Annotated in this window: 22 protein-coding genes; 9 read left to right on the top strand and 13 right to left on the bottom strand. The window is 66.0% G+C overall.

What is annotated here, in order from left to right; genetic code table 11:
• Window positions 1-9 precede the first annotated feature (9 nt).
• The 3 genes from BLJ79_RS12225 to BLJ79_RS12215 all read left to right on the top strand — a co-directional run bounded on the left by BLJ79_RS12225 (window position 10) and on the right by BLJ79_RS12215 (window position 3,094).
• Complete coding sequence (locus BLJ79_RS12225) at window positions 10-1,554, top strand: MFS transporter (RefSeq protein ID WP_286135395.1); 1,545 nt, start codon at window positions 10-12, stop codon at window positions 1,552-1,554.
• A 198-nt stretch (window positions 1,555-1,752) separates the two neighbouring features.
• Window positions 1,753-2,190 (top strand): VOC family protein, encoded by a 438-nt coding sequence (locus BLJ79_RS12220; RefSeq protein WP_071215024.1) that lies wholly within the window; start codon window positions 1,753-1,755, stop codon window positions 2,188-2,190.
• Between the two features lie 223 nt (window positions 2,191-2,413).
• On the top strand, window positions 2,414-3,094 hold the full coding sequence (locus BLJ79_RS12215) for a hypothetical protein (protein WP_286135375.1): 681 nt from the start codon (window positions 2,414-2,416) through the stop codon (window positions 3,092-3,094).
• 518 nt (window positions 3,095-3,612) lie between these two features.
• On the opposite strand, the gene BLJ79_RS12210 is transcribed toward BLJ79_RS12215, so the two are convergent.
• The 8 genes from BLJ79_RS12210 to BLJ79_RS12175 all read right to left on the bottom strand — a co-directional run bounded on the left by BLJ79_RS12210 (window position 3,613) and on the right by BLJ79_RS12175 (window position 9,824).
• Window positions 3,613-4,107, bottom strand: coding sequence for a DUF2199 domain-containing protein (locus BLJ79_RS12210; RefSeq protein ID WP_139194845.1), 495 nt, complete (start codon window positions 4,105-4,107; stop codon window positions 3,613-3,615).
• 133 nt (window positions 4,108-4,240) lie between these two features.
• The gene (locus tag BLJ79_RS12205) at window positions 4,241-4,567 is read right to left on the bottom strand and encodes a CHY zinc finger protein (RefSeq protein WP_071215021.1); all 327 of its coding nucleotides are present in this window, start codon (window positions 4,565-4,567) and stop codon (window positions 4,241-4,243) included.
• Window positions 4,564-5,175: an energy-coupling factor transporter transmembrane component T gene (locus BLJ79_RS12200; protein ID WP_071215020.1), complete on the bottom strand. Its 612-nt coding sequence runs from the start codon at window positions 5,173-5,175 to the stop codon at window positions 4,564-4,566. Before BLJ79_RS12200 ends, BLJ79_RS12205 begins: the two co-directional genes overlap by 4 nt.
• The gene (locus tag BLJ79_RS12195) at window positions 5,169-5,861 is read right to left on the bottom strand and encodes an energy-coupling factor ABC transporter ATP-binding protein (protein WP_071215019.1); all 693 of its coding nucleotides are present in this window, start codon (window positions 5,859-5,861) and stop codon (window positions 5,169-5,171) included. The genes BLJ79_RS12200 and BLJ79_RS12195 overlap by 7 nt, the downstream gene beginning before the upstream one ends.
• Window positions 5,858-6,982, bottom strand: a complete 1,125-nt coding sequence (locus BLJ79_RS12190; protein ID WP_071215018.1) for a thiolase family protein — start codon at window positions 6,980-6,982, stop codon at window positions 5,858-5,860. The genes BLJ79_RS12195 and BLJ79_RS12190 overlap by 4 nt, the downstream gene beginning before the upstream one ends.
• Entirely contained in the window at window positions 6,972-8,057 is a 1,086-nt protein-coding gene (locus BLJ79_RS12185) for an AMP-binding protein (protein ID WP_071215017.1), read from the bottom strand. The genes BLJ79_RS12190 and BLJ79_RS12185 overlap by 11 nt, the downstream gene beginning before the upstream one ends.
• Complete coding sequence (locus BLJ79_RS12180) at window positions 8,054-8,683, bottom strand: biotin transporter BioY (RefSeq protein WP_071215016.1); 630 nt, start codon at window positions 8,681-8,683, stop codon at window positions 8,054-8,056. The genes BLJ79_RS12185 and BLJ79_RS12180 overlap by 4 nt, the downstream gene beginning before the upstream one ends.
• Window positions 8,684-9,314: 631 nt before the next feature.
• On the bottom strand, window positions 9,315-9,824 hold the full coding sequence (locus BLJ79_RS12175; protein ID WP_071215015.1) for a 2'-5' RNA ligase family protein: 510 nt from the start codon (window positions 9,822-9,824) through the stop codon (window positions 9,315-9,317).
• 442 nt (window positions 9,825-10,266) lie between these two features.
• Here BLJ79_RS12175 and BLJ79_RS12170 point away from each other — a divergent pair, with 442 nt between their 5' ends.
• Both BLJ79_RS12170 and BLJ79_RS12165 read left to right on the top strand, forming a co-directional pair.
• Window positions 10,267-11,748, top strand: coding sequence for a hypothetical protein (locus tag BLJ79_RS12170; RefSeq protein ID WP_139194844.1), 1,482 nt, complete (start codon window positions 10,267-10,269; stop codon window positions 11,746-11,748).
• 362 nt (window positions 11,749-12,110) lie between these two features.
• Entirely contained in the window at window positions 12,111-12,629 is a 519-nt protein-coding gene (locus BLJ79_RS12165; protein WP_071215013.1) for a GNAT family N-acetyltransferase, read from the top strand.
• Window positions 12,630-12,803: 174 nt separating this feature from the next.
• Here the strand turns inward: BLJ79_RS12165 and BLJ79_RS12160 are convergent, their stop codons facing one another.
• From BLJ79_RS12160 to BLJ79_RS12145, 4 genes are all read right to left on the bottom strand, one after another.
• Window positions 12,804-13,601 (bottom strand): SGNH/GDSL hydrolase family protein, encoded by a 798-nt coding sequence (locus BLJ79_RS12160; protein ID WP_071215012.1) that lies wholly within the window; start codon window positions 13,599-13,601, stop codon window positions 12,804-12,806.
• Between the two features lie 320 nt (window positions 13,602-13,921).
• Window positions 13,922-15,055 carry a glycosyltransferase family 4 protein gene (locus tag BLJ79_RS12155; RefSeq protein ID WP_071215011.1) on the bottom strand — a complete coding sequence of 378 codons (1,134 nt, stop codon included), beginning with the start codon at window positions 15,053-15,055 and terminating at the stop codon, window positions 13,922-13,924.
• A 335-nt stretch (window positions 15,056-15,390) separates the two neighbouring features.
• A complete protein-coding gene (locus BLJ79_RS12150; RefSeq protein ID WP_083411277.1) occupies window positions 15,391-16,530 on the bottom strand; it encodes a serine hydrolase domain-containing protein in 1,140 nt (379 codons plus the stop codon).
• Between the two features lie 933 nt (window positions 16,531-17,463).
• On the bottom strand, window positions 17,464-18,048 hold the full coding sequence (locus BLJ79_RS12145) for a dihydrofolate reductase family protein (protein WP_071215009.1): 585 nt from the start codon (window positions 18,046-18,048) through the stop codon (window positions 17,464-17,466).
• 1,025 nt (window positions 18,049-19,073) lie between these two features.
• Here BLJ79_RS12145 and zapE point away from each other — a divergent pair.
• On the top strand, window positions 19,074-20,255 hold the full coding sequence (gene zapE / locus BLJ79_RS12140; protein WP_083411252.1) for a cell division protein ZapE: 1,182 nt from the start codon (window positions 19,074-19,076) through the stop codon (window positions 20,253-20,255).
• Window positions 20,252-20,929: a peptide deformylase gene (locus tag BLJ79_RS12135; protein WP_071215007.1), complete on the top strand. Its 678-nt coding sequence runs from the start codon at window positions 20,252-20,254 to the stop codon at window positions 20,927-20,929. The genes zapE and BLJ79_RS12135 overlap by 4 nt, the downstream gene beginning before the upstream one ends.
• Window positions 20,930-21,116: 187 nt before the next feature.
• Here BLJ79_RS12135 and BLJ79_RS12130 read toward each other — a convergent pair whose 3' ends face one another.
• Complete coding sequence (locus BLJ79_RS12130; RefSeq protein ID WP_071215006.1) at window positions 21,117-23,156, bottom strand: S9 family peptidase; 2,040 nt, start codon at window positions 23,154-23,156, stop codon at window positions 21,117-21,119.
• A gap of 40 nt (window positions 23,157-23,196) precedes the next feature.
• Between BLJ79_RS12130 and BLJ79_RS12125 the strand changes: the two genes are divergently transcribed.
• Together BLJ79_RS12125 and BLJ79_RS12120 are read left to right on the top strand one after the other, a co-directional pair.
• Window positions 23,197-24,069 (top strand): methyltransferase domain-containing protein, encoded by an 873-nt coding sequence (locus BLJ79_RS12125; RefSeq protein WP_071215005.1) that lies wholly within the window; start codon window positions 23,197-23,199, stop codon window positions 24,067-24,069.
• A 161-nt stretch (window positions 24,070-24,230) separates the two neighbouring features.
• Window positions 24,231-24,698, top strand: a complete 468-nt coding sequence (locus BLJ79_RS12120) for an NfeD family protein (protein WP_071215004.1) — start codon at window positions 24,231-24,233, stop codon at window positions 24,696-24,698.
• The last annotated feature ends 10 nt before the right edge of the window (window positions 24,699-24,708 follow it).

Raw genomic sequence — 24,708 nt, 5'->3', positions numbered from 1 at the left:
GGATTCGCGATCTTCACGGTGTTCTCTGTCATGCTGGCCGTGACCTGGATGCACGGCGTTGCGGCCGTGTACTGGATGATCTTCATGAGGGTCCTGCAGGGCGTGGGCGGAGCAATGCTCTTCGCCACATCGAACGCCATCATCACCGATGCCTACCCCGTGGACCAGCGGGGCCTTGCCCTGGGGCTGAACCAGGTCGCGGGCATCGCCGGATCGTTCCTGGGGCTGGTCATCGGCGGGTTGCTGGGCCCCATCGATTGGCGCCTGGTGTTCCTGGTGTCGGTTCCGGTGGGCATCTTCGGAACGGTCTGGGCCTACCTGAAGCTCCATGACAACGGCATCCGCGAACCCGCCCGGCTCGACTGGTGGGGGAACGTCAGCTTCGCGGCGGGGTTGATCGCCGTGCTGGTCGGGATCACCTACGGAATCCAGCCCTATGCCGGGCACACCATGGGCTGGGAAAACCCGTGGGTGCTGGGCGCGCTGGTCGGTGGCACGCTGGTGCTCGTGGTGTTCGTCCTCGTCGAACACCGGGTCGCCGAGCCCATGTTTGAACTCTCGTTGTTCCGGATCCGGGCGTTCACCGCCGGCAACCTGGCGAGCCTGCTCTCGGCCATCGGGCGGGGCGGGTTGATGTTCATCCTGATCATCTGGCTCCAGGGCATCTGGCTTCCGCGCCACGGCTACGGCTTTTCCCAGACCCCGCTGTGGGCGGGAATCTACATGCTGCCCCTGACGGCGGGCTTCCTGATGGCCGGACCGGTGTCCGGGGCGATCTCGGACAAGCACGGGGCCAGGCTGCTGGCCACCGGGGGCATGGTGGTGGCCGCGCTGAGCTTCGGTTGGCTGCTGGTGCTGCCGGTGGATTTCAGTTACTGGACCTTTGCCCTGGCGTTGCTGCTCAACGGCATCGGCATGGGATTGTTCGCCGCCCCGAACCGCGCCGGAATCATGAACAGCCTGCCGGCCAACCGCCGCGGAGTCGGTGCGGGCATGAGCACCACCTTCCAGAACTCGGCCATGGTGCTTTCCATCGGGATCTTCTTCTCGTTGATGATCACCGGCCTGGCACGCGACCTGCCGAGCACCCTGGTGTCGGGGCTCACCGCGCACGGGGTCGGCATTGCCGATGCCCGCCGGGTCGCCGGCCTGCCGCCGGTTTCCGTGCTGTTCGCCTCCCTGCTGGGTTACAACCCGGTGCAGTCCCTGGTGGGGCCCACCGCGCTGGCGCAGCTGCCTCCGGCGGACTCCGCCTATCTGACTGTGCGGGGCTTCTTCCCCACCCTGATATCCGGACCGTTCTCCGACGGGCTGGCGGTGGCCTTCGGGTTCGCCATCGTGGCCTGCCTGGTCGCGGCGGTGGCCTCGGCGCTGCGCGGAGGCAAGTACGCCTATGGGGATCCCAATGGCGAGGTTTCCGCCGCGGTCCAAGACCCGGCGGCCTCGCCCCGAACCACGATGGAACCGGCGGCGCCGCTCGGGGAGCAGCAGCCGAACGCGGGGAGCGCGCCGATCCTTGTCCGCCGTCGGGGACGACACAGGACCCGCCCCTGAGCGATGTTCCCGCATCCGGCGGGCGAAGCTGAGGCCTGCGGCTCCCGCCGGCGGCTTCGACTGCCACGAGATGCCGGCCCTCGCGCCCGCCCGACGCACACTGAACGGCCGCCACAACCATGGACGGAGGGCCCCGTCGCTGCTTAACATGATGACCCCAAAAAGCCTCGACGAGACGAACACCGGAGGAAGCATCGCATGGCACGGATAGAACGTTTCGACCACGTCGGCGTCACCGTGGCGGACCTTGACACCGTGGCGAAGTTCTTTGTCGACCTTGGTCTCGAGGTCGAGGGCCGCACATTCGTCGAAGGCGAGTTCCTGGACACGGTGTGCGGCATACCCGATTCCCGCACGGAGATCCTGATGCTGCGGTCCCCGGACGGCGCCCGGCTGGAGTTGGCGCGTTTCGTCCGGCCCGACCATGTGTCGGGATCCCCGGACGCGATGGCCAACGAGTTGGGGCTGCGCAACGTGTGTTTCGAGGTCGACGACCTGCCGGTGCTGGTCGATCGGCTGGCCGCGCAGGGATACGGACTGGTCGGCGGCGTCGGCGAGTACGAGGATTACTGGCGCATGGCCTACGTGCGGGGACCGGAGGGGATCAACGTGTCCCTGACCGAAAGGATCCACTGACAACGGCGCTCCTCCTCTACCTTGCGTGCGAGGCACGAGCTTCCTGTACGGGATTGCTGAGTGTCTCGACCCCAGGGTTCGACCGGGTGCCACACCCACATGTGGCACCGGAATTGTGCCGGTGCATTTGGGGGAACGTCCCGCGGACCGATGGGCGCCGGAAACCATTTCTTCGCGTTTCGGTCCAAGGGGCACGTCCGTGGCCCATACTCGGAGCATGAGAATGGATGGCATCCTTCCCGAAGACGCACCCGATCCGCGGATCGAGCAGGCGGAACAACTCAAGCTCATGCCGGTCCCGGTGAGGGGGCTCGTTCCCCAGCCCTCGTTGGAGGACCCGGGCTGGGTCGGCCTGGCATCTGGCCTGGACGATCGCGGGTACAGCGACATGACGGCGAGCCTCAGCTATGTTCTGTGGCGGAACCCGGATGACCGCTCGGATCCGGTCAATCTCGCGGACCTCGACGAACAGACGCGCCTGGCCATCGAGGACGTCCCGCCGTGGCCCCGTCCCGCATGGCTGCTGGAGCACGTGGAACGCATGCGATATCCGCAGCTCTGGGAGGCCGTGCGAACCACCTGGAACCGCGACTCCTCCGACCGTTCTTCGGTCGGCAGCGTGCTGGTCGAGCACGTCAACTCCATCCTCGTGAACCAGTTCCGCGAGAAACGTGGGCTTGGAGGCAACCCGTGGGACCACCCGGCCCCCGAGGTGACCCCCGGCTCGGTTAACGGCCGGGTCACGGTCCTGGTCGATCGTGTCGAGGCGCCGGCCGCGGAGATCGACACGGATCCGTTCGTTTACGGCATCGGCGCGGCACTCGAAGGGGGAGCCGTGGTGACTGCGGTGCTCCCGCGCGCCGAGCTTGGGCGGATTCGCATCGAGTTCACGACGAGGAAATAGGAGTCACTGCTGCGTGCACCGGACGGATGCCCGCAGTCCACAGGGGCATTGGCTCGGCATGAGGTGGGTTCCTTGTCTGTCCCTGGCTGCCGGCATCGCGCGGGAGCAGCGTGGAACCGACGCGCGGGGTGACCGATTCGATGTGCGTTTCGGCTGGACGGCGCCCGAAGACGAAATTTTTCGCTCCCTCATGGACGGGGCTCGAAGGGATGGCCTCCACCTATTTGGACGCAGGCCGAACGAGACGAAGTTGCACCGGGGGAGTGCAGGGCAGGACCTGTTGCTTGAACGCGCCAGGCGCGAGTGGGCAAGGGGCCGTGCAGCATCCCGATCGGCGACGCGACACTTGCCGCCCGGGCGGCAACGATGGGTTTGATTGGTGAGAACCGGGCCAGGGTCTACCCGGTGCCGGGTGGCGCACTGGGTGTTCTTGGCCAGGGTCGCACGGCAATTGCCGGGGCAAACGCCAACGCCCAGGCCAGGGACCGCTGGGCCGCCGGAGGCAGGCGCATCGCGCTCTACGCGGGGAGCCCGTCGAGGATTTCGTGCGGCCATTCCTTGTGCAGGACCTCTGCCAGGTCCAACTGCTCGCTGTCCACGCAATAGGGGGTGTGGTCAATGTCCTTGACCTCCAAGACAACCGGCGCCCCCAGCAGCCCCCACGGGCCGACGGCGTTCGCCAGGTACCCCTGAAGGTGCAGATCCGCGTATTCGGGTGTCCACCAGGTCGAAAAGGTCTCCAAGAATTCGGCGGGGTTGATCGCCACCCATACGCCGAAGGTGAGCCGGTGGCCCCCGCTGAGGGAGACCGGCAGCAGCGCCCTGACGAACGCACCGATTCCCTGGATCTGCATCATGACCGAGGTGTTCGGTGTGTCATGGCTCAGCCAGGACCCCGGGGCGTGGTGTTGCTCGGCGGTGTGCAGTACGGGATCGGGAAGCGCAAAGCGGATGTGCCGATCGTGGTCGCTGACCTCGCGACCGCAGGCGCTGCAAGAATGTTCGGCTGCCATGATCCAGTGCCCCCTGCCGATCGGCTCCTGCTTGAACCCTATCCGGAATCGGGAATATTGGAAGCCTGCGATGCTCCGCACAAGCACCGACCGCCGCTGCCCAACTCGACAACGGCGATCCAGGCTTCCCTCTTCAACCCTGGAAGTACAGCTCGCTGTGCAGCTTGCATCCCGGGTTGAACGATGCGGCGCAATCCGGGCACGAGTCGGTGCCGAGGTACTCGGTGATCGCCAGCAGGTGCCCGCAGACGCCGCAAAGCACGGCCGGCTCGCCGCGGGAATCCAGCGGCCACTGCGTTGCGAGGTGGTCGGCTGTCTGGGCGTGGCAGAGGTGGCACGGGTAGAACTCGCCGCAGCACGCGAACTTGACCGCAATCACGTCCAGCTCGGTCCGGTAGTGCACGCAGCGCGTCTGGCCATCGACGACCGGACCAAGGACGTTCGGCCGGTCCGGGCTCATCGCACGCCCCTGGCGGTGAGCGCATCGCCCAGCTCGTCCGCGTGCTTGAGCGCCACGATCAGGAACGGGACGACGAAGGTGCGCGGGTTGTTCCGTGCACCCCGCGCCCGCTGCGCATCCCGCACCTCGGACGCCCGGCGGCCGAGCACCGGGATGGTGCTGATGGTCACCGTGAGCAGCAACGCGATCCGCTGCGGGTCCAGGCCCAGCCGTGCCAGGGGGCGCAGCCCGGTTTCGATGGCGTCCAGCAGCTCCGTGACCCGCGTGGTGAGCGCGAGCAGTGCGGCGAGCACGATCGCGGCCCCGACCCGGGCGGCGTTGGCCAGCGCGGGTTCCGGGCCCATGAAGACCAGCTGGCTGGCGAGCGTGACCACGATGATCCAGCGGATGGCGAACACCTGGCGGCCCAGTTCCCGGATCCCGTGCAGCCCGGGACCGAGTCCGGCCAACGCATAGCCCAGGATGCCCGCCGCCGCGGCGAGGCCCGCCGAGAACCAGTGCGATGGCAGCAGCGACACTCCGAGCACCACCGACAGGACCAGCAGCAGCTTCGGGCCGGCTGGCATGCGGTGCAGCCATCCGGTTCCCGGCTTGTAGAGCGTCAGCATGCCAGCACCGCCTCGTACCTGGCGATGATCCCGTCCGGTTCGCCGTGGGCAACCAGGGAACCGCCGGCGAAAAGCACCGCTTGGTCGCAGCGCGCGGCCAGCGCGAGATCGTGGGTGACCAGCACCAGGCGGTGGCCGGTGTCCTCGAAGAGGTGGTCGGCGACCCTCCGGGCGTTGCGCGCATCCAGATAGGCGGTCGGCTCGTCCGCGATGACCAGTTCCGGGTTGCGCACGAACGCGCCGCACAGCGCGAGCATCTGCTTCTGCCCGCCGGAGAGGTCGTGGGAGGCGCGCTCGGCCAGGTCGGTGAGGCCGAACCGCTCCAGCGCCGCGGCCACCCGCTCCTCGAGCTCTGCCGTGGGGAGCCGGTCCGCGCGCAGCGAGAAGGCGACGTCCTCGGCGACGGTGGGCATGATGATCTGGGCGTCCGGGTTGCTGAAGACGATGGCGATGCGGCGGCGCAGCTCGGCTGCCCGGCGGGCCGGGTCGAGCCCCAGCACGCCCAGTTCGCCCGAGGCCCGGGGGAGCAGGCCGCCGACCAACCGGGCGAAGGTGGATTTGCCCGAGCCGTTTTCCCCGATGACCGCCACGGTGCGCGCGTCGAGATCCAGGGAGACGTCGTGCAGCACGTCCGTGTCTCCCAGGCGCACCCCGACGTTCTTGAGGTGGAGTCCGTTCCGGCTCATCGGACGACCTCCAGCACGGCGGCGATCCCCATGCCGCCGCCGATGGACGCCGCGGCAATGCCACGGGTCCCAGCCGGTGCCCCGGCGCGCACGAGGCGGCTGAAGAGCCGCACCACGGCGATCGCACCGCTGGCGCCCCACGGGTGGCCGAGCGCCAGGGCGCCGCCGTCGGCCGACAACCGCGGATCGTCCCCGGCGAGACCGATCCGATCCAGCACCGCCAGGCTCTGGGCGGCGAACGCCTCCACGATTTCCAGTGCCGCGATGTCCGCCAGGACCACTCCGGCCGATTCCAGGGCCGCCTGGATGGCAGCTGCGGCACCGATGCCCGGATACGCCGGATCGCAGCCCACCACGGCGGAGGCCCGGATGGCGAGGCCTGGCCCGGCCCCGGCCGGCGCGAGCACCAGGGCGGCGGCACCGTCCCCGATCCTCGTGGACGTGCCGGCGGTGAGCGTGCCGCCGGGGAACAGCGCGGGCAGGCGGGGGAGCAGCCGCTCTGCGCCGCCGATCGCGTCGTCGTGCCACAGCCCGGCCAACGGCACCAGCTCGGCCTCGAAGCGGCCGGCGTCCCGTGCCGCCCGGGCGCGGGCGTGGCTGCGAGCGGCATGGGCATCCTGCCGGGCGCGAGAAATCCCGTCGCGCGCGGCGAGGTCCTCGGCGGCCCGGAGCATGCCCGGGTCGCTGAAGCCCGCCGGGGCGAACGGCGCCCGGTCGTAGGGAACGCCGCCCACCGAGCGCACCGGAGCCGTCGAGGCGCTTTCCACACCTCCTGCCACTCGCATCCGCCGGTCCCCGGTACGGATCGCTGCCGCGGCATCGAGCACGGCAGCCAGTCCGCTGCCGCATTGCCGGTCCACGGTGGCGCCGGGAACCTCGTGGCCCAGCCCGGCCGCAAGCGCGGCGATGCGGCCGGGGTTCCCGCCCGGTCCCATGCAGTTGCCCAGGACGACATCGGCCACCGTGACCGGCGCGCCGTGTACCGCTGCGGCGTCTTCCAGGGCCGCCCGGATCACCGGCGCCGCCAGCTCCTCGACGCGCAGGAGCGCCAGGGCACGGCCGCGGGTGCCGATCGGGGTGCGCCGGGCGGAAATCACCACCGGATCATTCTCAGCATGCAAGGGAAACCACCTCCCCGGCGAGGACCAGGCGCAGGGCCTCGGCGCGTGCGGGCTTGCCCGAGGCGGTCCGCGGGATCCTGCCGGTGAACCAGCGCCGCGGCCGGTGCGCCGCTCCCAGCCGGCCGGCGGCAAGCTGCCGGACATCGACCGGTGCCTCGCCGTCCAGTTCCAGCAACGCCGAGACCAGGGCGCCGACGAGACCGCGCGGCAGCCCGAACACGAGCGCATCGCGAACGCCCGGGATCGCGCGCAGCACCGCCTCCACTTCCTCCGGCACGATCGTCGCCGAGGCGCTGAGGATCGCGTCGTCGGCCCGTCCCAACAGGCGCAGTCGGCCGTCGAGGAGTTCCGCCCGGTCCCCGACCGTGGCCCAGGCCCCGTCCCGGCGCAACGGGCCGGGCGCGCCCGCATACCCGGAGGCGATGAAGGGCGAGCGCACCCACAACTCGCCATCGCGGATGTCCAGCTCGACCCCGGGGAAGGCACGCAGCCCGTCGCCCGTGTCGCAGGCCACGAAGGACAGCTCGGCGGCGCCGTAGTAGGCCGTGACCCGGATGCCCGCGGCTTCGGCACGCTCGCGCAGCGCCGGGTCGAGGTGGGAACCGCCGACCAGCGCCGCACGCAGCCGCGGGGGCGCGCCGGCGTCGAGCACGGCCCGAAGCGCCTGCGGAGTGCCGTGCAAGGCATCGGCGTCCGGGCCGATGCGCAGCAACGGGCGGGGGCCGCCCGCAAGGGCGTGGGCGAGCGAAAACAGGGTGAGCGAGGAGGACGGCGGCGCCGGAAGCGCCACGTGCTGACCGCTTCCGGCACCCAGGAATCCGCACACGGCAGCGAACGAGGCCGCCCAGGATTCCGCGCTGCGCAGCACGATGCGCGGCGCACCGCTGCTGCCGGAGGTGAGCGTCGCCCACGCGGTTTCCCCGGGGAGCTCCGCCTTCGCGGCCGCGGCGGCCATGGCGGCGCGGTGCGCCGGCGTCCATCTGGGATCCGTGACCAGCGGAACGTTTCCCGCTTCGCGGATCCGCCTCAGTTGCTCGAGCAGGCCGGGATCCGCGCCGTCGACCGTGGTGATCACTTGGCCGGCTCCAGCACCGGGGGCTTCTTCGTGGCCCACACGCGGTTGAAGGCACGCGGGTAGGCCCGGACCAACGTCATCACGATAGCCGCCGCGGTCACGGCCTTGATGAGGTCGCCGGGGATGAAGGCCAGGCTCAACACCGCCGTCTCGCCCAGCGGGAGGCGCGTCACCAGGCTCTGCACGGGGACCCCCACGGCGTAGATCACCAGGATGCCGCCGACCAGCATGCCGAGGAGGGTCCGCCACAGCACCGGCTTGCGTCCCCCCGCATGCACGATGAGGCCGATGGTGAAGGCGCCAAGGATCCAGCCGGCAAGGTATCCCGCCGAAGGCCCGAAGAACACTCCGATGCCACCGCGGCCGCCTGCCAGCAGGGGCAGGCCGATCGCGACAAGTGCCATCAGCACCGTCATCGAGAGGGCGCCAAGCCACGGCCCGAGAATGGCTCCGGCGATCATCACGCCGAGGGTCTGGAGGGTGATGGATACGCCGCCCGCGACAGCAAACCCGCCGGGCATGCCCATCACGGCGACAATCGCCGCAAAGATGGCGACCCGTGCGAGGCTGGTGGCGTCGAGTCGCCGCGGGGCAGGGCGATTTGGAAGGAGGCTGTTCTTGGTCATGGGAAGGATCTTTCTGGGTTTCAACCCTGGTCGGCGTCCAGTTGAACACCGTCCAATTGAACGGTGTTCAAAGGGGTGGTGTCCACTATAGTTAAGCCATGGCGAAAGCCACAATGGCCGCGGCAACACTTCGGCCCCACAGCCCCGCGCGTTCTCGATGAAGACGGGCCGGCCAATCCCCGGGATGGGCCCCATAACCGGCGATACCCGCAAGCCGGTGCCGGAGTGGCAAGCTTGTGCCAAAGCCCCCAAACCAGGCTCCAACCTCGTGATACATCGACGAACGAGGCCCTTTCAACCGAGCCGGCCGTGCAACGTGGCAGTCGGCGGGCGGGGGAGTGCTACTACAAATTGCGGGCCGGGGGAAGGGCATTTGTTGGCGCACGGTGATGCGCCACCCAGAACGAACCCCCACGGTCGTGGCCATGCCCCACGCAGGCCTCTCCGCGGGCGACCCATGGCCGCTTACGTCCAAGCCGAGCCATGGAAGGCGCGGGCCCGGTGGGTCGGACCGCATGCGCTGTGCCGAACCCGTTGCAGCGATCCCACCCCACGCGGACCGAACGCCGAATGGAGCCGCATGGGGCATCGCTTCAGCACAGTGCGCCCGGATCTCGTCCATTTGCGATATCTAGGACCGGTCCACTTGGTGTCCGCCCATGCCGGGCGCTCCTGGGGCCGGCTCCCAGACGGCCAGGACCCGGCGCAGCCGCGGGTCGTTGTCCGGACGCATGTCCACCAGCGCCGCCTGCCGAATCCGGATCCGGCCCCCGGGCCGCAGACGGCTTTCGGCATGGGTGACGTGCGGGCGGTAATTCGGTCCGTTGTGCTGCGCGCCGGGCAGGTGGACCTGCGGCCCCAAGGCATCCAGCGCGGCGATGTGGAGACGCTGCATGGCCGGCTCCGGCTCCACCAGCGATACCGGCACCGACGCGTTTCGGCCGAACTGTGCATCCGCTCCGATGCGAACCCCGAAGCCAAGCAACGCCGGCAGCGCAACATCCAGACGGGCGCGCACGACGTCGGCGGATTCCCGCGTATCAAAACGCACCACCGTGATGTGCAGCGGCCAACTGCTCCGGGGAAAGACCAGACCTACCGGCACGGGGACCACAAAGGCCACCAGAACAAATGCACCCATGCTTCAGGATAGGCCTCCGACCACCGTGCGGACCCGGCCAATAGCCCAAGCGCTCTATGGCCGGCGGGGCGAAGCGTTGGCGATGGGCAGGCAGCCCGCGGCGTGCAACGTGCAGGGCGGTTCACGGGCGGTCGGATCTTCCCTCCGCACGGTGACCAACGAGCAGGGTCACCATGGCTGCCACGCGCTCGGCACCGGTCCGGAACAATCGGGTGCCACCGGAGCATTGTTGCTAGGCTCGTGCCTGGTGGACATCCCTTGACGGGGGATCCCGTACTCCGGGTCGCACCAACGGCCCGGGGGATCTTCCCGACCAGGAAGCCACGTTATGGCGGGACAGATGAAAATCCATGGCCAAGGTCAACGGGAGAGGAAAGAAATGGTTAATTGGGCCACGAATGGTCTCCGTGCAGCCAGTTGCGGACTAGCCCTTGTTCTCGTAGTGGCCGGGTGCACGGCAGCGGAGCCGAGGGGCGAGGCAGGAGCCTTCGGCTCACAATCGGAGAAAACCCGCGACGTCGTGGTGTTGGCCGATCCCGTGCCTGGCTTCGGCCGGATTGGCGGGGACACCGAAGACATGGCCCTGGAATCCAGCCAGGCGTTCTTCGAGAAAGCACCCGCTGTTGTCGTCCTGGGCAAGGACGGTGCGCAGGACGACGCCGCCAAAATGGCCCGCACGTTAGGTGTTCCGTTGCTCGTGGCACCCGACGGCGCACCGGAAGATGCTTCGGATCAGCAGGACTTTGGCTCCGAGTTGGGGCGTCTGGGCGCACGCACCCTCATTGCCTACGGAGCCCTGTCCGATTCGTTGGCGGGCGGCCTGGACGTCGTCGACGGGTCGGCCTCCAACGCCGACCTGCCTGAAGTCGACCACGCCGAAGGCACCACGGAGTCAGGCTTCGCCGTCGTCGTGCGCGCGGGGGAGAAGGCTGCGAAAGCTGCAGGTCCCGCACTTGCCACGGCCCAAGCAGCAGGGGCGGACCTCCACACCATGGACTCGGACGACCCGCGGGCTGCGAAGAACCAGGAATTCTTCCAGAACCATGCGGCCTCGGAGCTGTATGCCATCGGCAACGGGTTCGGGAAAACCAAGGATTTCTCGGCACTGGCGGCAACGGCTGCCGAAGGAAAGCAGCTCCCGGGCGGCGGGCAGATCGTGTTCCCGGACCGGCGCATGGTCGCGCTGTACGGGACACCAGGAACGGCTTCCCTGGGGTTGCTCGGCGAACAAGACGTTGACGGGGCCATCAAGCGCGCCAAGAAGTACGCGGAGGAGTACCAGCCCCATAGCAAGGAAAAGGTCCAACCTGCCTTCGAGATCATCGCGACCGTTGCCTCGGCGTCCGCCGGCAAGGACGGGAAGTACTCCAGCTACGTTCCCGTGGAGCGACTCGAGCCCTGGGTGAAAGCTGCCCAGGAAGCCGGCGTGTACGTGGTGCTTGACCTGCAGCCGGGCCGCAACGACTTCCTGACCCAGGCCAAGCACTACGAAAAGCTGCTCACCTACCCCAACGTCGGCATCGCCTACGACCCCGAGTGGAGGCTCAAGCCCGGCCAGCGCCACATGGTCCAGATCGGCTCCGTGGATGCCGCCGAGCTCAACCGCGCCAATGACTGGCTGGCCGAGCTGACACGCAAGCAAAAACTGCCGCAGAAGATCGTCATCCTGCACCAATTCACGCGGAGCATGATTCGCGACCGGGCCGCGCTGGACACATCGCACCCCGAACTGGCGATGGTCGTGCACGCCGACGGCAACGGGACACCGGGGATGAAGATGGCCACGTGGAAGAGCTTGCGCCTCGACCTGCCCGACGGGATCTGGATGGGGTGGAAGAACTTCATCGACGAGGACTCGCCGACGTTCACCCCGAAAAAGACCTTCGATATCGACCCGAAGCCGTGGTTCGTTTCCTACCAGTGAACGTCCCTCTCTTGAAGGTGCGGCTTCCGCCGAAACCTTCAAAAGAGGGATTGACGCGGTGAGGGGCCTGCGGAAGGGCCGATTGTGTGCACAGGGTTCGGATTTCCCCGGGGGCTTGGAGCCGGCGTTTCCAAAGCGCCGTCGTCCAACGCCGATGGCGTCATCGGCCGGGACCAGTATGGCTCCGACACTGGCGGCACCGCCCCTGCCTTCCGGAGGCGACCAGGAATGTCGCGTGGCAGGACAATTTCAAAGAACCTGCCGACAACTGTCAGGACCCAACCGGCGGCCATTGGGTCTTGTCGGCGGCTTTTAGGCCCATTGCTGTCTGCCCGCTGGCGTTGATTGGTAGGATCCTGAGCATGTCCAGACCGCGAGCCGTCATGCTTCGTTCCCGTTCCGCAGACGACTTTGACGTCTTGTTCCGAATCGCTGGCGATCTAGCCACCTGGGAGGAGCGCAGCGCGGCATCGCCTGCGCCGCTGACCAGGGAGGTTTTCAAGAGCCGGCTGGCGCAGGGCGATGCTGATGATTCAAGCCAGAACGTGCGTTTCGTGGTCGACGTGGATGGTGCCGCCGTCGGCAGTGTTTCGCTATTCGATTTCGACGAGCTCGCCCGCCACGCGGAAGTCGGTATCGCATTGGTTCCCGAAGCTCGTGGACAAGGCATCGGGAGCGCAGCCATCTCACAAATCGTTGAGTTTGCCTTCGTGCGCTGCAACCTGCGTCGAGTCCACCTGCAAGTGATCGAGTCCAACCTTGGGGCGATCCGCGCATATGAGAAGGCGGGATTCGTGGTCGAGGGTCGTCAGCGCCAGCACGCCTGGGTTCGCGGAAAGTACGAGGATATCGTCATCATGGGAATACTTCGCTCGGCATAGGATTTCACAGCCCGGGAGATGGCGGCCTTCCCCGGGACCGGGCGTCGCCGCGCGGAACTGTACCGGAGCGCAACCGAGCCGCGACGGGCGGGACCCTGTCAGGAAATCCCGGCACCACTGGAGCAGGGCGCAGGCAGGGCACGAGCGGCAACGGTACGCCGTGCAGGCACCGCCTTATCGGGTCAGTTTCTTCAGGCCCTTCTTCGGCGGCACCCGCACCGGATCGGGCCACCGGGGGCTCAGGGCGTCGCCCAGCGTGGTCCCCCGGAGCTTGCGCCCGAACATGGGCAGCACCCACTGGGTGACCCAAGCATGGTGTTCCCGAGCCCGCTGCCGGACGCCGCGCGGTGCCTTCTGTTTGTCCCGATGCGTGATGCCGTGCGGCACCTCGAGGACATCCAGGACCCTCGCTGCCATGTACTTGTGCCCGGCCTTGGACATATGCAGCCGATCGGGACCCCACATTCGGGTGTTCGCATAGGCGGCAAAGGTCGCGTAATCCACCAGGACGGCACCGTACTTCTCGGCGATGAGCCGGACGCCGTCGTTGTAGGCATGGTTCTTGCGGCGCAAGGGCCCCAAGATGGGTGAAACCTCCACGTCGTAACCGGTGAAAAGGACCAGTGTTGCACCCGTGCGTGCCAGCCGGCGGACCAATAATTCATAGTCGGCCAAGATGTCGGCAATCTTCGTCCCAAGGTCCATGACATCGTTGCCTCCGGCGTACAGCGTGATGAGCGTTGGTTCCAAGGCGATGGCCGGTTTCAGCTGTTCCGCGATGATGTGCCGAAGTCGCTTGCTGCGGATGGCGAGGTTCGCGTATTCCCAGCCCGGACAATCGCTCGCGAGGGCCTCGGCTACCCTGTCGGCCCAGCCCCGGACGCCGTTGGGACGCCGCTTGCTGATATCCCCGACTCCCTCCGTGAAGGAATCGCCCAGGGCTACGTAGCGGCCCGGTTCATGGTCAAGCATGCGGGGCTAGCCTGCTGGCCGTGACGCCGGCGCCTTCGGTTGCGGCAACCGAGTGTCAATCGAAGACGCCAGGAACTGCAAATCACTCTCGTCAGCCGCCTTGGGCCGCAGATTCCCAACGCACAGGACGTGCACCTCCTCCAACCGGTCGGCAACGCCGGGCGGAAGGAAGGAAACTGCGCCCCGGCCCGTCTGCGCGCCTCGAGCCGCATCCGTGTCGGCGCCAACGCGCACTCGATCCACTTGAGTTTGGGCCAGCGTGAGCGCGCGCCCCGGGCCAAGAAATCCTGCACCGCTAGCTGTAATTCTCATTTGCATGGTCACAGGGCGAGCCGAAGCCGCGGGTGCTCGGCAATGGCTTCGGCGTAGAGGTTCATGAGTTGTTCGCAAACCACGTGCCAGCTGCGGCCTTGGACCTGCTGGAAAGCTGCGGCCGCAAAGGCCGCACGTTTGGCGTCGTCACCGATGAGGTCCATGGCGTAGGTGCGCATTTGCTCCAGGTTGCCCGGTGCGTATAGCCAGCCCGTGCGCGAGGAATCCACGAGATCCACGGGGCCGCCCCGCCCGGTGGCGACGACGGGGACCCCCGAGGCCATGGCTTCCTGAATGGTTTGGCAGAAGGTTTCGAGTTCCCCCGGGTGCACAAACAGGTCGAAGGAGGCCATGGCGGTGGCTAGTTCATCGCCGCCCAAGAAGCCCGCAAAATGGGTCGTCGGAAGAAGCGACTCGAGCGCCTCGCGCTGCGGACCGTCGCCGACGATTACCAGCCGGGTGTCGGGGATCTCGGCCAGGACGGCCAGGTCTTCCACCTGCTTTTCGAGGGCCAGACGCCCCACATAGCCGATGATCTTTTGTCCTTGGGGCGCAACCTTGCGGCGGAATTCCGCGCTTCGCTTGTCGGGGTGGAAGCGTGCGGTATCCACACCGCGGCGCCACAGCTCCAGCCTCGGGATGCCGTGGCCCTGCAGCTTTTGCATCGAGTCGCTCGAGGGGACAAGAGTCTTGGTCGCTGCCACGTGGATCCGCTTCACACGCTGCCACGCCCAGTTTTCCAAAAACGGCATGCCGTAACGGGCTGCGTAGCCCGGAACGTCGGTCTGGTAGACAGCCACGGACGGAATACCCAGGGCCGCGGCGGCCCTGACGGCACGCCAGCCCAGGACAAATGGCGATGCCAGGTGGACGACGTCGGGATTGAACTCGGCCAGCAGGGCCTTCACCCGCACCACCCCACCAAAGGCAACCCGGATGTTCCGGTATCCGGCCAGTGGGACGGCCGGCAGCCGCCTCACGGTTGCGCCTTCCACTGTGGGAGGCGCATTCTCCAGCGTCGACGGGGCGATGACCAAGACCTGGTCCTCGCGGGCATCCAAGTGCTGCAAGACCTTTAGCAGCGAATGGGTGACCCCGTTCATCTCGGGAAAGAACGATTCAGCAACTATGGCAACCTTCACGCCTCAACCATGACCGCCGAAGGTTGCCACCGAGCGTTGCCATAGGTACGTGGCGGTGAAAAGTGGGTGAACGGCAGCACCTGGAGCTGCATCTTCCGGGTACCTTGCACCGACCCGGCGGCGGGTTGACGTCCGGGTGAGGGCAGGAGAAATCCTGGCCATGGACAAGCAGGGACCCCGATTCCAGCTGCAAAGCGAAGTTGGCCCTGGTACCCCGTGCGCAGGGCGCGAGTCCCGCAAGGGGAATTTCCTGCGGGACAGCGATCCCGCCCCGAACTCGAGAACCCGCAGCGTGGTCATCGTCGAGCGAATCAGGGGCCGGTTATTGCCTGGCTTCAACCATCCGAGGGCCGTTCGGGTAGGTCCCAGCCGTACGTTTTGGCGATCCGGTCTTGGATCTCCGCTATCACTGGTAGGCCGTTGTCGCCGTTGGTCATGATCACCGCGCCGTAGCCCTTGGCGACGTGTCCGATTAATTGAGCCTTGAAGCCCCAATTGTCGCCGTCGTGCTCGAAGTACCATCCCTCACCTTTCTTGGACACGATGAAGCCGACTGCGAATGGGCCTACGCCGACCGGTGTGACCATGTTCCGCATCGTCGATTGGTTCAGGACAAGCGACGACCGTCCGGCCAGCGTCCGTTGAATCTCGACGACGAATTTGGCGAGGTCGCCGGGCGTCGTCCACAACCCAGCTGCAGCCTGCTCCGGATATACGTGCCAAGGTGCTCCCATCGTCGCACCCGTGTGGTTGTGGGCGCGGGCAGCCCCGCGTTCGAGCTCGGCCGGCAAAGGCTGCTCGTAGGTGCTGTTGGTCATGCCGATCGGTCGAAGGACCCAGTCGAGCATGATCTGTGTGAAGGGTGCCCCCACGGTATCTGTGAGCGCGAGCTGCTGTACCTCGATACCGCCACCTGAATACTGGTAGGCCGTCATGGCCGGACGGACCAGCCGTACAGCAGGTAATGGCGAGGGCGATTGGCCGTCGAGGATTTGCAGCACAGTCGGTAGCGGCTTGCCCGGTTCATATCCGGGGAAACCATATCCGTCGCCGAGGCCGGAGGTGTGGCTCATTAGCATCCTCGGTGTGACGGCAACCTCTCCGCCGAACGGAGCATCCGGAAGCTTCCAGCTCTTGAGGATTGTGTTGATGTCCTGGTCGATATCGAACAGCCCGAGCTGAGCGGCCTTAAGCGACGCCATCGCTGCCAGTGGTTTAGTAATCGATGCTGCCTGGTAGAGCGTCTGGTCGGTGGCGGTCATGCCAGTCTGAGCGTCCGCCACGCCCCACGACTTCGTCCACGCAACTTCGAAGTCGTCTACGACGGCCACGCCGACACCAGGGACTTGGTTGTGGTCCAACAATTGCGGAATGCTCAAGGCGTCGGACCGCTGGCGGTCAGGCGAACGTATGCCCTCGATCTGAAGGATCCTCGCGGCATGCGTCCTTGATGGTTCGAACTCGCTGCTTGCCATGCTCACGAAAGTACCATAATGCTCCGTGCGCAACCGTCGGATTTCTGACCATCCATGTGCCAGTCAACGCCGCATTCGGGGCCGAGCGCTTGCTTGGGGCGCTCAGGACGGCAGATCAATTCGGGATGCCCGACAAAGACCTTGACGGGAAACCGTGAAGGCGTTTGGAAGCGGGTTCAGGATGGATCAGCCTCGGCGTGGATCGATTGGCCCAACTAGTTCTGCATGAGATCAATAAAGACTGACAATCGGCGCTGATCGTTAGGGCTAGCATTTTGCCCTGGCATCGCATCGGTGGGCGTACCAGGTCTTGGTTCGCTTGACGACCCAGCGGGTCCCGGCCTGCAGTGGTCCCCGCGGTTGCTGAACACCCAGTCGCACCCGACTTCGGTGGGTAGGGTCCGTTGCTTGGAGATGTTGAAGCCGACGACCAGGTGCACGGGGAACATCGGCACCAGGTGGAGCCAGAAACGGCAGAGTTTTCCGGGGTGGGACGCAACAGCGGGGACTCGTGACGGTTAGCCGGTTAATGTCGAAAACGTGTCGATTGTTGGTGCAGTGGTGGACGCTTTTTGGCACATTTCATATCGTCCATTGGCCTTCATCTTTGAACTCACAGAATCAATCGTGTCGCATAGGAACCGCCCGAGAGAATGCGCGGAGCGCGGGCCGCCAAGGCTATCTGTTCACACAATTTTGGCCATCCAAAGCATTTCGTTGGGGATCCAAATCAAGTGCGACTGGGCAGAACAAGGCGTACATTGCTGGCCGGGCATGCCGTGTGGAGAAAACCCGGTGCGTGAGTGCCATTTGACTGCCATGAGCTGGACGCTTACCGGGATGAGTGGCGTTTGATGGAAACTGGCGACGACACTACCGTGAAGACTGCGAACCCCTTCCCGTGGCAACGGGTTTCGCGAATGTTTGTGCTTCTCACGCGAGCTGGGTCGGTTGGTATGTCGCCATCAGGACTCCCGTGGCGGTGGGAGTACAGGCGACAAGCCGCATCCGGTGCGCTTCGTCGTCCGGACCGAACAGGCGGTGGCCGGAACCGAGCACGAGAGGGTGAATCATGAGAAGCAGCTCGTCGACGAGACCGTGGGGAAGTAGGGAACGGATGAGCTGGCCGCTGCCCATGATTACTAGGTTGCCGCCGGGCTGTTCACGTAACGCAGCCACCTGAGCGGGGACGTCGCCGCTCAGGAGCGTGGACTTCGGCCACGGCAGTTCGGCGTCGGGGGTGGAGGAGGCGACGTATTTCCTTGTCTGGTTAAGACCGTCTTTGAATGGTCCGCCGATACGGTTCCAGTATGTGAGCATGTCGTCATAGCTGCGTCGGCCAAAAAGCCAGGAGAAGCCTTGTCCCATCCGTTCGCCCATGGCGGCTCGCATTGCCGGGTCGTTGTCTTGTTCGGCCCAGCCGCCGTGCCGGAAGCCGTCACGGATATCTTCGTCAGGTCGCCCCGGACCTTGCAAAACACCGTCGAGACTGATGTGGTTTACGACCAGAATGCGCATGGGGACTCCTTGGATAAATTGATGCAACAGTGTGTCATTGACACGTTGATCTTGATTGGTATCGCTTTACCGTGGTTTGCGGGAGAGACCGAGTGAGTTCGGGAGCCTGCCGGCGACTCTCCGGGGGAGTGGGGACGTTGACGACTGGGCACAGGTCGCCCGGAACCGAACGGTTGCACCTGGCCAGAAATTCGTGGGTTGCGCACAGACCCCTTGATTGTGCTCGAAACTCCAGTCCGAGGGCCGGAGTTTCGAGCAGGACATGACGGTCACGAATCTTGGTAGTTGGTCTCGTTCGCTCCAAGACTCAAACCTGATGTGGTGCTGATTCGTCGCCCACCACAGACCCTCAAAATAGAGTTGCCCTGTGAAGATTGTGCTGTTGTGGATTGGGAAGCCACCTTCGAGCGCAATCATCCAGGGATCTAATTGTCGGCCACTGGCCGAGACAGAGGAAAATTGCACCCTGAAGATCAGGGAGCCAGCAGGATCCTTGGGTCCGGCATCTCCGTCGGACGCCAGCAGCGCGCGTCCCATGGCACCCAGTGTAAAAGAAAAACACCCGGATGCTTCGGGTGTATTGAGATTGCCTCACCTGTTACGAGATAGGACAACAGGAATCGGGCCCTGCATCGGCTCTGGGGAAGCGCCCTCGAAAGGTAACTTGACATAATGTAGATTATCGGCGAAATATCCATGGTTCTGAAAGTGGTGAAATTCGCACATTCCAGCACATCTAGCTGCCCGCCTCGACTGCGTCCGACTCCCCCGAAATTTCCGTTTTTCGCGCTTCCGGTTCGCGGCTCGTCGGCAACCGCCCGCGGTCCCGCGCCGAGCGCACCCACGGATTTCGATGCACGCCGGCACCCGAAGCTGACCGAAAGTGGAAAATCCCGAAGTATCTCTGCGAAATCTACGTTTTCGTGCCGCTCCTCCGCATCTTTGGGAAGGATAACTATTGGTTGACATAACTACTTTTCCGCCTGTTTTGGCGCTTGCATAGTTATTCAGGGAAACTCGATGGTATGCCACATCAATATTCAGACGTCCATGCAGGTGCACATACCGGCGCCACTCGAGGAATCCAGGACGTCATTCTCGATCATGCCGTGGTCGAGGGCTTGGAGATCGATCCGCAGCAACTCGGCACGATCGGATTACTGGCACGAAACGCGGAGCGTCACCTGTCCCGGCAGCATGGCTCCCCCTCCGGTGACCATATGTACCTTTGGGGACCTCCCGGCCGGGGAAAGACCTGGATCCTGGGTGCCTTCTTCGACGCCCTTCCAACAGAAAACAAACGTCGATTCCACTTCCATGAATTCTTCAGGGAGTTACACGCCACCGCGCACAAGGCCACGGCGACGGCCTTGGCCCAGATCGAGGAGCCAGAGGCGCTCGGCAGTGACCGGAGGCGCATGGACCGGGTGGTGGCTCGCACCAGCGCCATTGAACAATCCATCGAGTCGATCCTGGGCAACGTTGAGGTTCTTTGCTTCGACGAGTTCCACTGCAACGACCCCGGCGATGCGATGCTTTTGGCGCGGATGTTCAAATTCATCATGGGCCGTCGGATCCTGTTGGTCACCACCTCGAACTATCCGCCCGAGGAACTTCTGGCCGACGAGTACTATCACCACCTGATCTTGCCGACCATTGCCGAAATCCGCGAGCACATGGATGTCCACGAGCTCGATGCCCACCGGGACTACCGCAGCATCGATGTCGACGATGCCCAGCGCCACGGCTACAACACCGGCAGCCTCCTGGTGGCCCCGGCCGCCGCTGAATTGCACCGGATTGGACTCATGGCACCGGCGCAACACGAGGTGGCTACTCTCAAACCCACCAGCCATGACATCCGAGCACTCCGGGCTGTTCCCGGGCAACTTTGGTTCGAATTTGGCGATCTATGTGAATCGTTGACCTCGACGCTTGACTACCTGGAACTGGCCAAGGAATTCAACCACTGGGTTATTTCCGGCGTACCAGGTGCTGCCGCCATGACCCCGTTTGGGCTGCGCCGACTCGCCAACGCCATCGACGTCCTGTACGACCACAACATCCGCCTCGACCTGCTCGCGCAGGAGGACTTCTCGGAGTCGCTGAGCCACCTCCCGGAACTGGACGCTGCACGCCTGGCCAGCCGGCTGAACGCCTTGCAAACCACCGCCACACGACCAATCACCCAAGGTGCCAACGCATGAGCAACGAATCAATGGCGGACCTCCATGACGAGGAATCAGCCATCTACTCCCCCGCATGGATCCGGAGCGAAGTCACCCGCCTCGTTGGCCTCAGGGACTCTGGCGAGATTCCGCCGATCGTCCAGCTCGGGCACCCGGTGTTGAGGATGCAGGCCAAAGAGCTCGACGTCCAACTCGGGCCCGAACTGTTGCGAGGATTCCTGGAGACAATGCGCGCAGTGATGCTCGATGCTCCGGGCGTCGGCCTGGCCGCACCGCAGCTGGGCATCCCCTTGCGGATTGCCGTGCTTCAGGATCTCTACGAAACCAGCCCCGAAATCTCAACGGTGCGAGAGCGCGAGCCGCTGGACTACCTGGAAATCATCAATCCGCATTACGAGCCGATCGGCGACCGCACGGCCGCCTTCTACGAGGGCTGCCTGTCGTTCAACGGATACCAGGGCGTGGTGGAGCGGCCAGCCGACATTTCCACCAGTTTTCTTGACGCCGACGGAATCCCCCGGCGGAGGAACTTCTCCGGATGGCAAGCGCGGATCTTCCAGCACGAGACGGACCACCTGGATGGCACCGTTTACATCGACAAGGCACTGACCCGGTCGCTGTGCGCCAACCACGAATATCCGCGTTGGGCGAATCCCGGAATCGACCAGGCACGCCACGCGCTGGGCTTTTAGCTCCCGGGCTTGGGGTGAACGATCCGCAACGCTCTCCCAAAGCCCGGCAGGGTGCTCGAAGCGCCGGTGAAGCTCGGAGCCGGATCGTGCGTAGCCAGCAACGACTTCCGCCGAGCCCGGTAAAACCCTCGGTGGCAAGGCGGCGTTCACCGGGCCCCCGCCACCGACGCCGAGCACCTTCGGGTGGTTACGGGGCCGTTTGGTTCGAGGATCCGTCAACCGGCAGATACCGGTTGAACCACCGCAGGATTGCCTCAAAGCGCTGGCGGCGGTGCCACGGGGACCCTCCCCGGCTGAGCCCGTGGCTCTCCCCCGGGAACAGCACGAACTCGGTCGGCACCCCGCGCTGCTTCAAACCCACATAGTACCGCTGGGCCTGTTCCACCGGACACCGGTAGTCGCCCTCGGAGTGCATGACCAACGTCGGGGTGCGCACCTGCCCGATCTTGGCCATCGGCGACTGGGCGGCAACCCGCTCGGGATCCGACCCGGTGTAGGCATCTGCGAAGAACCAGCCGATGTCGCTGGTGCCCACGAACGACAGCGGATCCAGGAACCCGCGTTCCACCAGGGCAGCGGCAAAGCGATGCTCATGGGCAATCGTCCAGGCGGTCAGGTAGCCGCCGTAGGAACCACCCAGGACGCCCACGCGCCCCTCGTCCAGGTCGGGCTCGCTAGCACAGGCGCCGTCAAGGAAGGCCATGACGTCCTGCAGGTCCACGGTGCCCATCGCGTGCCTGATGGCCGTCCCGTGCGCCCGGCCGTAGCTCGAGCTGCCACGCGGGTTGCATTGCAGCACCGTGTACCCGGCCGCCGCATAGACCTGTGCCTCGTCAAAGTAAGCGGGCCCGTACTGCGAGAACGGGCCACCGTGGATGTTCAGCAGCACCGGGTGCGGGCCGGGGCCCTGTGGCAGGTGGATCCAGCCGTGGACCGGGTACCCGTCAGGGGCGGTGAAGCTGACCTCGCGCGGGGCGCTGAGCGTGGTTTGCCGCCGCAGGGCGTTCCCGAACCCGGTGAGCTGGCGCAGCGAACCGCCCTCCAGTGCGGCGCACTCCCCCGGCGAGTCCGGGGACGCGTAGGACACCACGATGGTCGCACTGTTCGAGGCCGCCCCGTGGATGACCTGCGGGCCGGAGCCCAGCACAGAGCTGTTGCCGCCGGCGGTGACCAGGTGCAATTCCCCGGTGCCGCGCACCCGGGCCAGTGCCAGGACCCCGGATTGTCCGTGGGGAACCAGTTGCTCGCATTCGGTGTAGTCGACGGCGTCGGTGTCGGTCAGCACCGCGGCCTCGCGCACGCCCGTAGCCCGGGCGTCCATGGCACAGACGGCGACCTGGCGGGCCAGGAAGTCTGTGCCCGACTCCCCCACGAACTGGCCGAGGGCAAAGAGGGTTGCCCCGTCGTTGCTGAACCGCGGGGCCCGGTAGGCCCAGGGTGAGTCCGCGGCACCGAGGACCAGCTCGGGCGCCGCCGGCGCTTCCCCGACCGCCGGCACGCGGTAGAGCTGCGACCGCAGGTCGGTGTCGTGCCCCTCGTGCAGGGCGGCGGCAAAGTAGATCCACCGACCATCGGGGCTGTAGCAGGGATCGGCCACATCCTGCCCGGCCAGTGCGCGCGCCGTCGCCTCGGGCAGTCCACCGGGCACCTTGTGGAGCCCGTGCGCGGCCCGGCCCCGGGGCCGGACAAAGGGCTCCTGCTCAAGGCCCGGAACATCCAGCGTGAACAATTCCTGTACCTTGTCCCCGGTGAAGCCCACGCCGTCGCCGCGGTAGTTCAAGGTGGTGATGTGCCGCGGGGCCTCGGCCCCGGCTCCGACATCGTCGATGGAGCCGTAGCGGCCGGGTTCGGGGGTGCGGGAGAGGAAAGCAATCGAGCCGCCGTCCGGGGACCAGGCAAAATCGCCAACGCCCAGCGTTCGCTCGGTCAGTACCCGCGGCTCGCCGCCGGCCGCCTCGACCACCGCCAGCTGGGCGACGCCCTTAGCATCGGCGCGCAGGAAGGCGATCCACATGCCGTCCGGGGAATGCCGGGGCCCGCTGTCGGATTCTCCGCGGGTCAAGCGCCGGGGCGGGGCCGAGCCGTCGAGCTCCAGCAACCACAACTGGCCCACGTATGAATCGGAGGCGAAGCTGGGGCTGGAGGCGGACACCACGGCACGGCCTGCATCCGGGCTCAGGCTGGGCGCAGATACAGTAGTCAGTAGTTCTAGTTGCTCTGGTTTCACTGCGCTAGCCTATCGAATTCACCTGAGACGAAGGACACACGTGCAGCAGCCAACACCTCTCGATTCGGGGCTTCGCTGCCCCGTCTGCAAGTCGGGGCTGTCCCTGCAGCACCGCCCGGGCCGCCCGGCGCGCCTGGGCTGCGAGGCCGGGCACGGCTTCGACGCCGCGAAGCAGGGCTATTTCAACCTGCTCACCGGCAAGGGAACCAACTTCACCGAGGACGGGGCCCCCATGGTCGCTGCCCGGGCCTCCTTCCTGGACGCCGGGCACTACGAGTCCCTGGCCGAGGCCCTGGGCCACCGGGTCCGCAACGCCCTGCAGGGAATCGAGCACCCCCGGATACTCGATGCGGGTGCCGGGACCGGCTACTACCTCCGCCAGGTTCTCCAGGCCCTGCCCGGGACTTCGGCAGCCAGCGCCGTGGCCCTGGACATCTCCCGCTACGCAATGCGCCGCGCGGCGAAGCTCCCCGACACCCTGGCATTGGTGTGGGACCTGTGGCGCGAACTGCCGCTGGAAGACGAATCCTTCGATGTCGTGCTCAACATCTTCTCCCCGCACAACGGTGCCGAATTCGCCCGGGTGCTGCGTCCGGGCGGAACCGCCCTGGTCGTGACCCCGCTGCCCGGCCACCTGGCCGAGGGCGCGGCCCTGCTGGGGCTGCTGGGGATCGCCGCCGACAAGGCCGCGGGCGTCGTGGCCTCGATGGGCGGGGGCTTCGAACTTCGCGCCACCGAGGAGGTCAAGATCCCCCTGGTGCTGGATCCGGAGGCCGCCTTCGAGCTGGCCATGATGGGCCCGGCCGGACACCACCTGGACCCCGAAACCCTGCGCATCCGCCTGGCGGATTCCGGAAGTGCCACCCTGGTCACCGCGGCGTTCCGCATCCAGGAATTCCGCAAGATCGACTAAGCGCCCATAACGCCGTCGCCGGGCGGTCCCTCATCGCAGTGATGAGGGGCCAGCTCGGGAACATCGTCCCTTGTGCTGATTCGATTTGGCATGCCCATCGGGCAAAATGGAAGGCATGGAGGTTGGTGTGTATCCAACACATCTTGACTTAGGGGGCAACAATGTACGACTGGCTCATAACGAACGCATGGGTCGTTTGGCTGGCGCTCTTCCTCTTGCTGGCCATCATCGAAATGATCTCCCTCGACCTGTACTTCATCATGCTTGGGGTCGGGGCCCTGGGCGGCGTGGCCGTTGCGCTGCTTGGCGGGGAATTCTGGTTGCAGATGGTGGTCTTCAGCATTACGTCCCTGCTCATGATCATGCTCGTGCGTCCCATCGCACTGCGGCACCTGCGCAAGGATCCGGAAGGGCTGCGCACCAATGTCGATCGGCTCATCGGTGAAGACGCACTGGTCCTGGAGCCCACCTCCAGGATGAATGGACGCGCAAAGATCGGCGGAGAGACCTGGTCGGCGCGAACCGACGACGATGTTGCGCTGCAGCCGGGAACCTACGGTTCGGTGGTCCGCATCGAAGGGGCAACGGCCTACATCACGCTGCGCACCCAAATGCCCGGCCTGGACTAGCAACTCCCAG

Origin of the sequence: Arthrobacter sp. UCD-GKA, from assembly GCF_001863355.1 — a bacterium.
Lineage (GTDB): Bacteria > Actinomycetota > Actinomycetes > Actinomycetales > Micrococcaceae > Paeniglutamicibacter.
Note: the sequence above shows the minus strand (reverse complement) of the source record. Positions and strands in the feature narration are given on the sequence as shown.